We start from the raw sequence: 14,029 nt of genomic DNA, 5'->3' as shown, positions 1-14,029 counted from the left end.
CCCCCCCCCCCCCCCCGCCTCCCCCCCCCCCCCCCCCTCCCCCCCCCCGCCCCCCCCCCCCCCCCCCCCCCCGCGCCCAGCCCCCCCCCCCCCCCCCCCCCCCCCCCCCCCCCCCCCCCCCTCGGCCGCCTCCCAGACCTCGGGGTCCAGGCCCCGATTGCGGTGGCCGGCGGCCAGTACGGTGCGAAGGCGAGCCGGAGCCGGTCCGCGGGGGCCAGGTCTTCGTCCCGCACGGCCTCGGTGGCCCAGGCGTGCGCGACCTCGCTCGTCGTCAGCCGCCCGCCGTCCGCCGCGCCGCCGGTCCACTCGTCCTCGCCGACCCGGACCACGCCCTGCCCGGCCGGCCGGCGCCGCGCGATCTCGCGCGGCGCGGGTCAGGAGCCTGCCGCCGCGTCGTTTGCGAGGAAGTCCGTCACCGTCCGCGTGAACTCCTCGGGCGCCGCCGCGTGGATCAGGTGCCCGTACGGGAGGGTGATCAGGCGGGCGTCGGGGATGCGCGCGGTGATCTCGTCGAACGAGGCGGCCGCGAGGTGGCTCGCGGGGCCGCCGTGGACGACGAGGGTGGGGGCGGTGATCCGCTCCAGGGCGGTCAGCCACGCGGGATCGGGCCGGTCGAGCTCCGGCCTGACGGCGAGCACCATCGCCCAGTCGAAGTCCAGCTCCCCCTCGGGCCGCACCGGGGCGGCGGACGTGCGGGGGAGCGGCGCGGGGGCGTCCTCCAGGACGAGCCGGCCGATCCGGTACGGCTGCTCCGCCGCGACCAGGTACGCGACCACGCCGCCCAGCGAATGCCCGACCAGGTCGATCCGGTCCAGCCCCAGGGCGTCGAGGAAGCCCACGACGTCGTCCCGCATCAGCTCCACCGAGTACCGTGCCGGCCGCCCGCTCAGGCCGTGCCCGCGCAGGTCGAGGGCGTACACGCGCCGGTCTCGCGCGAGTGCGTCCCGTACGAGGGCCCAGTCCTCGGCGCGCTCGCCCAGCGCATGCAACAGCACCACCGGCGGGTCGTCGCCCCCGGCGCCCGCCGCCTGGTACGCCAGCCGGATCCCGTTCACGGTCAGGGTGAGGTGTTCTGCCACCCTGGCGAGGGTACGTGGCGGCGCACGGGACGGCGTGGACGGGGCTGTGCCGGTGAAGTATGTTCCTGGCAGCCCGCCCCCGTCGGCGGGCTTCTTCATGCCACCGTGCACCCGTGGGGGTTCCTCGTCATGTCCTTCGGCACCAGATCGCTGCCCCCGCTCGGCGCGCCCCCGGTACGCTCGCTGCTCCGCTCGCCCAAGGGGCTGGCCACCGCGCTGACCGTGCTGTTGGGTGTGTGCGCGGCGACCCGGCTGCTCCTGCTGGCCGCCGACGCGGGCTGGTACCTGGCCCTCGACGGCACCCGGGACACGGACCCGTCCTGGCGGCTGTTCACGGTGGCCACCAGCCTGTCGCTGCTGGCGATGCTCCCCACTGCCGTGGTCTTCGTCGTCTGGTTCCACCGGGTCAGGGTGAACGCCGGCGTCTACGCCCCCGAGCTGTTCCGGAGGGGGCCGGGCTGGGCGGTCGCCATCTGGTTCCTCCCGTTCGTGGGCTGGACCTTCCTCGCCCACGGGATCGCCACCAGCGTGTGGGCGGCCAGTGCGTCGAAGCAGCCTCGCGCCGCCGCGCCCGTTTCCGCGGCTCCCGTCACCGCCTGGTCCGTCGCCTTCGGCGCGGCGATGCTCGCCTCGCTGGTCTCCAGCCGGATGGGCGCCGCTGCCGAGACGCAGGCCGGGCTACGGGACGCCACGCTGGTCGGCATGGCGTCCGACCTGCTCTTCGTCGTGGCGGCCGGCTTCGCCGTCGTCCTCGTACGGAAGGTTTCGGCCGTGCAGGCGCAGGCGTGAACTCCGCCACTTGGTTATGCACCTAGTTGCACAATCGGGCCCTCCTCGCCTAGAACAGGTTCATCACCCCCGCGCGAGGAGGCGCCCCTCATGAGTTCCCAGAGCCGGTACCCGCACCTGCTGAGCCCCCTGGACCTCGGCTTCACCACCCTGCCGAACCGCGTGATCATGGGCTCGATGCACACCGGCCTCGAGGAGCACGCGGGCGGCTTCGAGCGCCTCGCCGCCTTCTACGCCGAGCGCGCCCGCGGCGGCGCCGGCCTGATCGTCACCGGCGGCATCGCCCCGAACGACGCCGGCCGCCCCTTCGAGGGGGGATCCCGCCTCACCACCGAGGAAGAGGCCGCCGAGCACCGGGTGATCACCGAGGCCGTGCACGCCGAGGGCGGGAAGATCGCCATGCAGATCCTCCACTTCGGCCGCTACGCCTACCACAAGGACCTGGTCGCCCCCAGCGCCCTCCAGGCCCCCATCAGCCCCTTCGTCCCGAACGAGCTGAGCGACGTCGAGGTCGAGCGCACCGTCGAGGACTTCGTCCGCGCCGCCCGCCTCGCGAAGCTCGCCGGCTACGACGGCGTCGAGATCATGGGCTCCGAGGGCTACCTCATCAACGAGTTCATCGCCGCGGCCACCAACAAGCGCACCGACCGCTGGGGCGGCGCGTACGAGAACCGCGTGCGCTTCCCGCTCGAGATCGTCCGGCGCACCCGCGCGGCCGTCGGCGAGGACTTCATCCTCATCTACCGGCTCTCCATGCTGGACCTGATCCCCGGCGGCTCCACCCTCGACGAGGTCGTCCACCTCGCCAAGGAGATCGAGGCGGCCGGCGCCACCATCATCAACACCGGCATCGGCTGGCACGAGGCCCGCATCCCGACCATCGCCACCTCCGTTCCGCGCGGCGCCTACACGTGGGTCACCAAGCGGCTGATGGGCGCGGTCTCCGTCCCGCTCGTCACCAGCAACCGCATCAACACCCCGGAGATCGCCGAGGAGCTGCTCGCCGACGGCCGCGCCGACCTGGTCTCGCTGGCCCGCCCCTTCCTCGCCGACGCCGACTTCGTCGCCAAGGCAGCCGCAGGCCGCTCCGAGACCATCAACACCTGCATCGGCTGCAACCAGGCCTGCCTCGACCACACCTTCAGCGGCAAGATCACCAGCTGCCTGGTCAACCCGCGTGCCTGCCACGAGACCGAGCTCGTGCTCTCGCCCACGCAGCTGAAGAAGCGCGTCGCCGTCGTCGGCGCCGGCCCGGCCGGACTCGCCTGCGCCGTCTCCGCCGCCGAACGCGGCCACGCCGTCACCCTGTTCGAGGCCTCCGGCCACATCGGCGGACAGCTCGACATCGCCCGCCGCATCCCGGGCAAGGAGGAGTTCGAGGAGACCATCCGCTACTTCGGCACCCAGCTCGCCGCCCGCGCCGTCGACGTCCGGCTGAACACCCGCGCCGACGTCGAGACCCTCCAGGGCTACGACGAGGTCGTCGTCGCCACCGGCGTCACCCCGCGCACCCCCGACATCGAGGGCGTCGACCACGCCAACGTCGTCAGCTACCTCGACGTGCTGCGCGACGGCGCCCCCGTCGGCGAGCGCGTCGCCGTCGTCGGCGCCGGCGGCATCGGCTTCGACGTCGCCGAGTTCCTCACCGACAGCGGCGAGGGCGCCTCCCAGGACCCCGAGACGTACTTCCGCCACTGGGGCGTCGACACCGCGTACACCGGCCCCGGCGGCCTCACCGCCCCCGAGCGGCCCGCGCCCCCGCGCCAGGTCCACCTCCTCCAGCGCAAGACCACCAAGGTCGGCGCCGGCCTCGGCACCACCACCGGGTGGATCCACCGCGCGGAGCTCAAGCACCGCGGGGTCGTCTCCGTCGCGGGCGCCACGTACGACCGGATCGACGACGAGGGCCTGCACATCACCGTCGGCGAGGAGCAGCAGCTCGTCCCCGCCGACACGGTGGTGCTCTGCACCGGCCAGGAGCCGCGCCGCGACCTGTACGAGGCGCTGCTCGCGGCCGGCGGCCGGCCGCACCTGATCGGCGGCGCCGACGTGGCCGCCGAGCTGGACGCCAAGCGGGCGATCCGCCAGGGTACGGAACTGGCGGCGACGCTCTGATCCTCCGACCCGGGGGGCGCGTACTGCCCTGACGGATCAATGGTGTTGTGCGGCCCGGGCCGGGCCGCCACAATCTGCGGGTGACGCTGACACCCGCAGATGCCGACAAGATCCTCGCCGACAACTTCGCCCCCTGGGTGCTCGCCCTCGGGCTCACCGTCCAGGAGACCGGGGAGCGGCACGCCGTGCTGCGGCTGCCCTGGTCCGAGGCGCTGGCCCGGGACGGTGGCGGCCTGTCGGGGCAGGCCCTGATGGCCGCAGCCGACACCGCCACCGTCATCGCGATCTCCGCCGCGCGCGGGGCGTACGGGCCGATGACCACCGTCCAGCAGTCGACCAGCTTCCAGCGGCCGGTCCTCGGCACGGACGTGCTGATCCAGGTACGGGTGACCAAGCTCGGCAAGCGGATGGCGTTCGCCGACGTCACCATGACCCCCGAGGGCGCGCCGGAGCCGGCCGCCACGGCGTCCACCGTCTACGCCCTGCTGGGCTGAGCACGGGTGCCGGCCGACCACCCCCCGCTCCGGCGGAACCGGGACTTCAACGTCTTCTGGCTCGGCCAGGCGCTGTCCGTCCTCGGCGGATCGATCACGCTGCTCGCGCTGCCCCTGCTGGTCCTCGAGGCCACCGGTGACGTCGTCCAGATGGGCCTGATCACCGTCGTCACGGGGGTCACCGGCATCGCGACCGGGATGTTCGCCGGCCACGTGGTCGACCGGACGGACCGGCGCCGCCTGATGATCAGCTGCGATCTCGTACGAGCGCTGCTGCTGGGCGCGGTACCGCTCATCTGGCTGGCCGGGCCGCGGATCTGGGTGCTGTACGTGGTGACGGCGCTGGTCACCGCCCTGAAGACGCTGTTCGACGTGGCGTACGTGACGGCGGTGCCGAACCTGGTGCGCGGCGAGGACCTGACCGCCGCCAACGGGCGGCTGATGGGAACCTTCGCCGTCGGGACCCTGTGCGGGCCGGCGGCGGCAGGGCTCATCGCCGGCGGGGTGGGCGCGGACTGGGCCCTGGGGGTGGACGGCGCGACCTTCCTGGTCTCGGCCGTGAGCCTGCGGTGGGTGGCCTTCGGGCGGGGCGGCGCCGACGGGTCGGCCGCCCCGAAGCCGCGTGCCGCCGAACCCGGGAAGCTGCGGGAGATGTTCGTGGTGGGCTTCCGCTTCCTGTGGACCCACCCGGTGCTGCGCCCGTTGACCGTGCTGCTCACGCTGCTGACCTTCGTCACCATGGGCGCCACCGACCTGCTGGTCTACCGGATCCAGGAGGAGCTCGGCCGGAGTGAGACCACCGTCGGCTTCGTCATCGCCGTGAGCGGGCTGGGCGTCGTCGGCGCGGCCTTCGCCGCCGGGCCGCTGCGCCGGACCTTCGGGTTCGGCGCCTGCTGGCTGGGCTCGGTCGTCCTGATCGGCGGGGCGGTGGCGGGGACGGGCGTCAGCCGCAGCCTGCCGGTGATCGCCGTACTGGCCGCGGTCTTCATGTTCGGGATGACCCTCGGCGGGGTCTGCTCCATGACCCTGCGCCAGGAGGTGACCCCGGACCCGCTGCTCGGGCGGGTCACCTCCGCCTTCTGGACCGTGCACAACGCCTCGGGCCCGGTGGGCGCGGCCGCCCTCACGGTGCTGGCCGCCCGGCACGGGGTCCCGGCGGTCAGCGTGGCCGCCGGGGTCTTCTGCCTGCTGATCGTCGGCGCGGGGCTGCTGACCCCGCTGCGGGGCAGCCGGATCGCGGGTGCCCCGGCCGGGGAGGCGGTCGCCGGATCTGCGGCCCGGGGGCCGGTCACCGGTCCGGGGCGGTCGCGGCGGCCGTGACGCCGGCGGGCTGCTCCGGCACGTTCAGGTGCTGCCGGCCGGGCTGCCGGTCCGCGCGGTGCGCGCGGAGGGCGCGGGTCTGCGATCGTGGATCACGGGGGAGCGTACGGAGGAGCAGCCATGTCCGGACAGTTCGAGGCGACCGTCGAGATCGACCGGCCTGTCGGGGAGGTCTTCGCCTACCTGGCCGACGGCCGCAACGACCCGCAGTTCAGCCCGCGGGTCCAGGAGATCACCCGGACGCCGGACGGCCCGACCGGCGTGGGCACCGTATTCCGCAGCACGGTGAAGGACGCCGGGATGAAGACCGGCCGCGCGTTCCGCATCACCGGCTTCGAGCCGCCGCGGCTGGTCCGCTGGACGGAGCAGAGCAAGAACCTGGTCACGGCCGAGGGCGGGTACGACTTCGAGGCGCTGCCCGGTGACCGCACCCGGGTCCGCATCTTCAACACCCTCGAGGGGCACGGGCTGGGCAAACTGCTGGTGGGCCTCGCGCTGAGCGCGGCACGCAAGGACGCCCCCGACTTCGGCCGCCGGATCAAGGCCGCCGTGGAGGCGTCCTGAGCGGCGGCCGAAGCCTGCGGGGTCAGAACCTCCGGTCGGAGAGGACCGGGAAGCGCTGCGGCGACTGCGGGGCGATCTCCGAGCGGCGCTCCTGCGAGCCCGGAGCCGTCCGGCAGGTCACGTCCTCGGCGGGCAGCCTGCCCGTCGTCAGGTAGGAGTTGACCGTCGCGTTGGCGCAGGAGTTCGGGTCGACGAGGTACACGCCGTGGCCCTCACCGCCCATCGCGAGCACCATCCGCGAACCCTTGAGCGCCTTGTGCAGGCCCTGGCCGCTGACCAGCGGGGTCTGGGAGTCCCACTCGTTCTGCACGGTCAGCACGTCGGCCTTCGTCTTCATCGGCGTCGCGGGCTCGATCGGCCGCCGCCAGTCGGAGCAGGGCTTGATGTTGGAGGCGAAGTCCCCGTACAGCGGGTACTTGACCTTGTCCTTGGCGGCTTCCCGCGCGTACTGCTCCGGGTAGCGGGGCCATTCCGTGTCCCCGCACACCACGGCCAGGAACACGGCCGTGCCGTTGTCCGACGCCGGCTCGGCGGCGGGCTTCAGCAGCTTCAGCTGGGGCGCGGTCGGCTTGACGGGCTTTCCGTCCGCCGCGTCCTTGAGCGCCTTGACGAGCGGCGCCGCCTGCGAGGGGTAGAAGAACATGGCCCGCGCGGTGCGGATGTCGTCGCCCGTGAGCTTCATGCCGTCGAACTCGATCGGCTGCTTGTCCGCCCGGGCCACCAGGTCCCAGAACGTCTTGGAGACCGCGTCCGGCGTGTCGCCGAGCTGGAACTCGGACGCCCGCTCGGCCGTCCACTGCGACCACCGCTCGAACGCCGGCTCCGCCTCGGTCGCCCACACCTGGATCATGCCGCGCCAGGCGCGCTGCGGGTCCACGCCGCTGTCGAGCACGAAGCGGTCGGTGCGGTGCGGGAACATCTGCGTGTACACCGCGCCCAGGTACGTGCCGTACGAGTAGCCGACGTACGAGATCTTCTTCTCGCCCAGCGCGGAGCGGATCGCGTCCATGTCGCGCGCGGTGTTGCGGGTGGTGATGAACGGCAGCACCGAGCCGGCCTTCTCGCGGCACTTCTCGGCGACCGTACGCGCCCAGGTCACGTCCGCCTGGAACGTCTCCTCCTTGTACGGCCGGTCGATGTTCTGCTCGGCGTCGGTCAGCCCGCAGGTGATCGGGCTGGAGGCGCCGACGCCGCGCGGGTCGAAGCCGATCAGGTCGTACTGGTCGCGCACGTCCTTGGGCATCAACTCGTTCATCATCAGCGGCAGATCGAGCCCGGAACCGCCCGGCCCACCCGGGTTGAGCAGCATGGCACCGTGTCGCTTGGCCGGGTTCTCGCTCTTCATCCGCGATATCGCGAGGTCGATCGTGGCGCCCCCGGGGCGCCGGTAGTCGAGCGGGACCTTGAGGGTCGCGCACTCGTACGAGGCCGGCTGGTCGGTGCTGCAGCGCTGCCACGCGGGCTTCTGCGGGGTGTACTCGGCGGCCGTGGCGGCGGCGGCCCCGGTCGCGGAGAGCAGGGGGATCGTGGTCGCGATCAGACCGGCGGCAGCGAGCATCGGTGCGAGGCGTTTCATGTTCACGAAGAGCCGTTTCCTTCCGTGAATTCGATGGCCTCATCACCTTGTTGCACGCGGGCTCTGGGCGAATCATCCCGAAGGGCCGGTCCGTATGCTCCTCACGAACGAGCTCAAATCCGGACAACTGGCCGACACGCGGAAGGAGTTGAAGCGGCGCCCGTGCCGTGGTGCGCCTTTCGGCCCGTCCGAGGGCAGCGCGCGGCCCAGCGCACGGCAGCAGCGCACGGCAGCGGGAGCAGGGCCGGGCGGGGAGGGGGCTACCGGGTCAGGAGGAGCGGCCGGTGACGCGTTCGATGGCGACCATCGCCGCGTCGTCGCCCAGGCTGCCGCCCGGGGAATGGGCCAACAGGTCCGCGCACAGGTGGCCCAGCAGGGCGTCCGGGCCGTCGCCCGGCCAGTCGGCGGCGCGCGCCGGCAGGGGGTAGAACTCGCCGGCGGCGTCGCGGGCCTCGATGACGCCGTCCGTGTACAGGAGGATGACGTCGCCCGGCTCGAAGGTGAACGACTGTGCGGCGAAGCCGGTGTCCACGTACTGGGTCAGGCCGAGCGGCGGCGCCGGGTGGTCCACCTCGAGGGGGACGGCCCGGCCGCCGCGCAGGAGCAGCGGCGGGGGGTGCCCGCAGCTGATGAGCCGTACGGTCATCTCCTGATCGGGGATGTCCAGTACCGCCGCCGTGGTGAACGCCTCGCCTCCGTCGCCGGCCGGCTCGCCCGTGCCGTCCGGGTCCGCGGCCACGGCGGCCTCCAGGTGGGCGACGAGCGCGGGCAGGTCCACCTCCTGGTGGGCGGCGGCCCGGAAGGCGCCGAGCACCAGCGCGGCGTCCCCGACCGCCTCCAGGCCCTTGCCGCGGACGTCGCCGATGATCATCCGGGTGCCGTGCGGGGTGCGGGTGGCGGCGTACAGGTCCCCGCCGATCTGGGCCTCGGCCTCCGCGGCCAGGTAGACGGAGGCCAGCCGCAGCGGGCCCATCCGGTCCCGGAGCGGCCGCAGGACCACCTCCTGCGCGGCCTCGGCGACCGAACGCAGCTGGGTCAGCTGTTTCTCGTGGACCTCGCGCAGATGTGCGAAGAGGGTCACGAAGACCGAGATCAGGACCAGGGCAATGATCTGGAAGGTGTGGTTCAGATCGGTGGCGGTGGTCCGGGTCACGGCGACCGTCACCTGGGCCAGGACGGCCACCGCGCCGACGAACCCCGTCATCCGCGGCCCGGCGAAGGAGGCGGTGACGGCCGGGGCCGCAACCAGGAACGGACCGAGGTGGACATCGGGCGGCGCGAGGACGTCGACCACCGTGACGACCGCGATCAGCGCGAAGGGGACCGCCAGCAGGGGCAGGCGCGGTTCGCCGACCTGGCGAAGGCTCGGATGCGGCGGCCGATGGTCCATGACTCCTGAATACACCGCACCCCCCCTTCCCGCGCTCCGTCGTACGGCCCCGCGCTCCGTCGTACGGCCCCATCAGGATGCGGCTGCGCTGCCGGTGCGGGGGAGTGGAGAGAGGATGGGAGACGACCCGGGCGCGGACCCGGGCGCGGAGAGCGAGCGAGCCGGTGTACCGCCCCTGCGGCAGCGGACGGGAAGGAGCGGCCGGCATGAGTACGGCGGACGCCTTCCCGGCCGATGCGGAACCGGCCCAGGTCGGCCCTTCCACCGGGCCGGGCCTGCTCGACGTGCTCGGCGTCGCGGCGGTGGTCCTCGACGCCGAAGGGCGGATCACGCTCTGGAGCCCGCAGGCCGAGGAGCTGTTCGGCTACACCCCCGACGAGGCGCTCGGCCGGTTCGCGGCGCAGCTCCTCGTCGACGACGAGCACCTGGACCTGGTCCTCTCCCTCTTCGAGAACGTGATGGCCGGCGGAGAGCCCTGGGCCGGGGCGTTCCCCGTGGTGCACAAGGACGGCAGCAGCCGGGTGGCGGAGTTCCGCAACATGCGGCTCGAGGACGGCCAGGGCCGGCTCTACGCCCTCGGCATCGCCTCCGACCAGGCCACCCTGCGGCGTGTGGAGCGCGACCTGGCCCTGTCGATGCGGCTGGTCGCCCAGTCCCCGATCGGACTGGCCGTCCTGGACTCCGAGCTCCGCTACGTCCTGGTCAATCCGGCCCTGGAAAGCATCAACGGACTGCCCGCCGCCGAGCACATCGGACGCCACGTCCATGAGGTGCTGCCCCGTTTGGACGCCGGGTCCATCGAGGCGGCGATGCAGTCGGTCCTGTCCACCGGCCGGCCCCAGCTGAACCAGTTCACCACCGGCCGTACGCCCGCGGATCCCGACCAGGACCACGCCTGGTCCGTCTCCCTCTACCGGCTCGACGACCCGGCCGGGCGGCCGATCGGGGTCGCCGCGTCCGTCGTCGACGTCACCGAGCAGCACAAGACCTCGGTGGCCGTCGCCCTGGCCCGCCAGCGGCTCGCCCTGATCGCCGACGCCTCCGTACGCATCGGCACCACCCTCGACCTCTGGGTCACGGCGCGCGAGCTCGGCGACATCGCCGTGCCGCACCTGGCCGACCTGGCCACGATCGACGTCGTCGACGCCGTGCTGACGGGCGACCACCCGCCCGGGGACCCGACGGACGAGACCGTGCGGTTCCGCGCCCTCGCCGTCAAGGCCGCGCGCCCCACCCCCGCCACCCTCGCGGCCGACCCGGTCGGCTCCATCGCCCGCTACGACGCCACCCGGGTGGTCACCCAGTGCGTGCAGTCCGCCCGCCCCGTGCTCCTGGCGAACCTCACGGAGGGCGACCTCGCCAGCGTCGCCCGGGACGCCGCGGCCGCCGCCCTGCTCGCCGAGGCCGGGCTCCACTCGTACCTCGCGGTGCCGCTGATCGCCCGCGGCGAGGTCATCGGCGCCCTCGGCCTCCAACGCACCGACAACCCGCTGCCGTTCGACCAGGACGACGTCCTGCTCGCCAGCGAGCTGGCGGGCCGCGCCGCCGTCTGCATCGACAACGCCCGCTGGTACCAGAAGCAGCGCCGCACCGCCCTCACCCTCCAGCGCCATCTGCTGCCCCACCACCCCACCCCCACCCCGGGCCTGGAGATCGCCTACCGCTACCAGCCCGCCGGGGCCGCCGGCGAAGTCGGCGGCGACTGGTTCGACGTCATCCCGCTGCCCGACGACAAGACGGCCCTCGTGGTCGGGGACGTCATGGGCAGCGGCATCAACGCCGCCGCGACCATGGGCCAACTGCGCACCGCCGCCCGTACGCTGGCCGAGCTCGACCTCGACCCGGCCACCGTCCTGGCCCGGCTCGACCACACCACCACCGGGCTCGGGCACACCATGGCCACCTGTGTGATCGTCGTCTACGACCCCCACCGGGGCCGGTGCCGCATCGCCACCGCCGGCCACCTGCCGCCCGTACGGACGAGCCCGGGGCGGCCGCCCGAACTCCTCGACCTGCCGACCGGGACGCCCCTGGGGGTCGGCGGCGTACCCTTCGAGGCCATCGCCCTCGATCTGGGCGTCGGCGACGAGCTCGTCCTGTACACCGACGGGCTCGTCGAGACCCGCGATCAGGACATCGACACCCGCCTGCAGGTGCTCACCTCACTGCTCGGCGGCCCGGTCCGTCCCCTCGAGGAGACCTGCGACCTGCTGCTGAGCGAACTGCGCCAGCCGGACGACCGCGACGACGTGGCCCTGCTCATCGCCCGGACCCACCCGCTGTCCGGGGCGCCGGGGCAGTAGCGCCCGCACGGTACCAGCCTTTCGAGGCGTTGCCCGGATGTTTGTCCATTCGTGATGGTCCTTCCAAACAGGCACCACAACTGGCACTAGCGTCCCGTGGCACCCGGGGAGCGCGGGTGCCACGGCACGGTCAACTGCCGCAGCCCGAGCGGCCGCAGCCCCTCCCGGTCCACGCAGCAAGGAGGCACAGTGCTGTCTTTCCGTCGGTCGGCCGTCGGCAGCATGTCGGTAGCTTCGAGACACGTGATGGCAACGGGCGTCGTCATCGGCGCCCTCGCCTTCACCCTGATCGCGTTGCTGATTCCCGTGCAGAAGTTCGGCGGGAGGAACGCCGCGGCAGCCACCGCTCCGGCGGCCGAGGACGACGGCGCCGGTATCCAGAGCACGGCCTTCGGGCCGCTCACCCCCCAGGACCGGGACTTCGTCCGCAAGGTGCGGCTCGCCGGCCTGTGGGAGCTGCCCGCAGGGCGCCAAGCCCTGCAGCGCGGCAACCGGCCCGCGATCCGCACCGCCGGGGAGCACCTCGTCGACGGCCACACCGAACTGGACCGCAGGGTCCTCGAGGTGGGCCAGGCCCTCGGCATGGAGCTCCCCAGTCGGCCCAGCGCACAACAGCAGGGCTGGCTCGACCAGATGGACCAGGCCCAAGGACCCCAGTACGAGCAGCTGTTCGTCCAGCTGTTGCGCAGGGCCCACGGCAAGGTGTTCACCCTCGTGGCACAGATCCGGGCACAGACCCGCAATTCCATGGTCCGGGCCCTGGCCACGGACGCCAACAACACGGTCCTGGACCACATCTCGGTCCTCGAGGCCAGTGGGCTGGTCGACTTCGACGGCCTCGCGGACGCCCCGCCGGGCACCCCCTCCGCGCCGCCCCCCGCCTTCTCCCCCAATTCCCGACCGACGAAGTGAAGTGATCGCATGAGTCAAAAGGGCCACAAACGCCGTCTGCGGCCGAAGCACAAGATCCTCGCCGCGATGTCCGCCCTCGTCCTGGGCGGCGGCGGGGTCGTGATCGTCGCCCAGGGCGCCTTCGCAGGGCAGGACGCCCGAACGGCGCCCGTGACCGCCACCATCGACTGCCCGGACGTGGGCGACAAGCTCGACAACGTCCCCGACCAGGCCCGGAACGAGGTGGACGCGAAACTCGCGCAGCTCGACACCCAGGTCGCCGACGCCTACAAGCAGCTCTCCTCCGGCCAGGCCAATCGCAAGTCGCTCCTCGGCGGACTGAAGCAGCAGCGCGACAAGACCATCACTGACGTGTCCGACACGCTCGGGAAGGCGGGCCAGAAGCCCGCCGGACTGCAAGGGCTCAGCGGGTGCGTGATGAAGGAGGCGGCGGCCGCCGACCCGGCGGACGAGCCGGCCGCCGACAACGGCGCCCAGGGAGCCGCGAAGCAGAGCGCACCGCAACAGCAGCAGCAACAGCAGGCCAAGGGCGGACCGGCCCGCAGCGACTTCGTCGCCATCGGCAACGTGAAGCCCAACGTGCGCAAGCCCGCAGTCCGCGGGGGAGCCTCCACCGGATCCTTCGCAGTGCAGTGCGGGCGCAACGAGAACGCCCACTTCAACCCGGACAACGTCATCGTCGCGCCCGGTGTGAGCAACGGTGCGCACCACATGCACGACTACGTCGGCAACAAGACCACCGACGCCTTCTCCACCAACAACAGCCTCGCCCAGTCCGGGACCACCTGCACCAACGGCGACCAGTCGACGTACTACTGGCCGGTGCTGCGCCTGCGCGACGGCAAGGCGGAGAAGGACGCCAAGGCGCCCGGCGGCGGCCAGGACGCGAACGTCGGCACGATCCTGAAGCCGAAGCAGGTGACCATCGAGTTCAAGGGCAGCCCCGTGAGCAAGGTCGCGGCGATGCCCCGCTTCATGCGGATCATCACCGGCGACGCGAAGGCCCTCACCAACGGCAACGCGAATGCGAACGCGTCGTGGAGCTGCACCGGCTTCGAGAACCGCCAGCTGAAGGACAAGTACCCGGTGTGCCCGAAGGGCAGTGACGTCGTACGGACCTTCAACTTCCAGAGCTGCTGGGACGGCAAGAACGTCGACAGCGCCAACCACCGCACCCACGTGGCCTTCGCCGACGCCAACGGCAACTGCAAGAAGGGCTTCAAGGCCATCCCGCAGCTGGTGCAGCGGATCGTCTACAGCGTTCCGCCCGGCTCCCGGTTCGCCGTGGACAGCTTCCCCGAGCAGCTCCACAAGCCGGTGACCGACCACGGAGACTTCATCAACGTCATGTCGAACGGCCTGATGGCCGGTGCGGTGCGCTGCATCAACGACGGGCGCGCCTGCCGCTGAGTCCCTCGGGGCGACGCTCCCCCTCCCACCTCCCCAGCGTCGCCCCGAGAGCGGTGCCGGACCGAAGCCGACTTCGG

General features: G+C 72.7%; 11 protein-coding genes. 8 read left to right on the top strand and 3 right to left on the bottom strand.

The annotated features are described in order from the left end of the window. Positions 1-374: 374 nt before the first annotated feature. Positions 375-1,079 carry an alpha/beta fold hydrolase gene (locus ACZ49B_RS08130; protein WP_468301803.1) on the bottom strand — a complete coding sequence of 235 codons (705 nt, stop codon included), beginning with the start codon at positions 1,077-1,079 and terminating at the stop codon, positions 375-377. 105 nt (positions 1,080-1,184) lie between these two features. Between ACZ49B_RS08130 and ACZ49B_RS08125 the strand changes: the two genes are divergently transcribed. The 5 genes from ACZ49B_RS08125 (at position 1,185) to ACZ49B_RS08105 (ending at position 6,361) form a co-directional block, all read left to right on the top strand. Further along, the gene (locus ACZ49B_RS08125) at positions 1,185-1,868 is read left to right on the top strand and encodes a DUF4328 domain-containing protein (RefSeq protein WP_468301801.1); all 684 of its coding nucleotides are present in this window, start codon (positions 1,185-1,187) and stop codon (positions 1,866-1,868) included. A gap of 90 nt (positions 1,869-1,958) precedes the next feature. Further along, complete coding sequence (locus ACZ49B_RS08120; protein ID WP_468301798.1) at positions 1,959-3,983, top strand: oxidoreductase; 2,025 nt, start codon at positions 1,959-1,961, stop codon at positions 3,981-3,983. An 80-nt stretch (positions 3,984-4,063) separates the two neighbouring features. Next, the gene (locus ACZ49B_RS08115) at positions 4,064-4,477 is read left to right on the top strand and encodes a PaaI family thioesterase (protein WP_468301796.1); all 414 of its coding nucleotides are present in this window, start codon (positions 4,064-4,066) and stop codon (positions 4,475-4,477) included. 6 nt (positions 4,478-4,483) lie between these two features. After that, complete coding sequence (locus ACZ49B_RS08110; protein WP_468301793.1) at positions 4,484-5,797, top strand: MFS transporter; 1,314 nt, start codon at positions 4,484-4,486, stop codon at positions 5,795-5,797. Between the two features lie 120 nt (positions 5,798-5,917). Next, positions 5,918-6,361, top strand: a complete 444-nt coding sequence (locus ACZ49B_RS08105) for an SRPBCC family protein (RefSeq protein ID WP_468301790.1) — start codon at positions 5,918-5,920, stop codon at positions 6,359-6,361. A gap of 22 nt (positions 6,362-6,383) precedes the next feature. On the opposite strand, the gene ACZ49B_RS08100 is transcribed toward ACZ49B_RS08105, so the two are convergent. After that, entirely contained in the window at positions 6,384-7,937 is a 1,554-nt protein-coding gene (locus tag ACZ49B_RS08100) for an alpha/beta hydrolase (protein ID WP_468302452.1), read from the bottom strand. A 268-nt stretch (positions 7,938-8,205) separates the two neighbouring features. Continuing rightward, entirely contained in the window at positions 8,206-9,327 is a 1,122-nt protein-coding gene (locus ACZ49B_RS08095; RefSeq protein ID WP_468301788.1) for a PP2C family protein-serine/threonine phosphatase, read from the bottom strand. A gap of 206 nt (positions 9,328-9,533) precedes the next feature. Between ACZ49B_RS08095 and ACZ49B_RS08090 the strand changes: the two genes are divergently transcribed. From ACZ49B_RS08090 to ACZ49B_RS08080, 3 genes are all read left to right on the top strand, one after another. Then, positions 9,534-11,630, top strand: coding sequence for a SpoIIE family protein phosphatase (locus ACZ49B_RS08090; RefSeq protein ID WP_468301786.1), 2,097 nt, complete (start codon positions 9,534-9,536; stop codon positions 11,628-11,630). A 246-nt stretch (positions 11,631-11,876) separates the two neighbouring features. Beyond that, complete coding sequence (locus tag ACZ49B_RS08085; protein ID WP_468302450.1) at positions 11,877-12,542, top strand: DUF4142 domain-containing protein; 666 nt, start codon at positions 11,877-11,879, stop codon at positions 12,540-12,542. 9 nt (positions 12,543-12,551) lie between these two features. After that, positions 12,552-13,952 (top strand): DUF1996 domain-containing protein, encoded by a 1,401-nt coding sequence (locus ACZ49B_RS08080; protein ID WP_468301784.1) that lies wholly within the window; start codon positions 12,552-12,554, stop codon positions 13,950-13,952. Positions 13,953-14,029 lie beyond the last annotated feature (77 nt).

The sequence above is a fragment of the Streptomyces sp. NPDC031132 genome (genome assembly GCF_055570595.1).
Note: the sequence above shows the minus strand (reverse complement) of the source record. Positions and strands in the feature narration are given on the sequence as shown.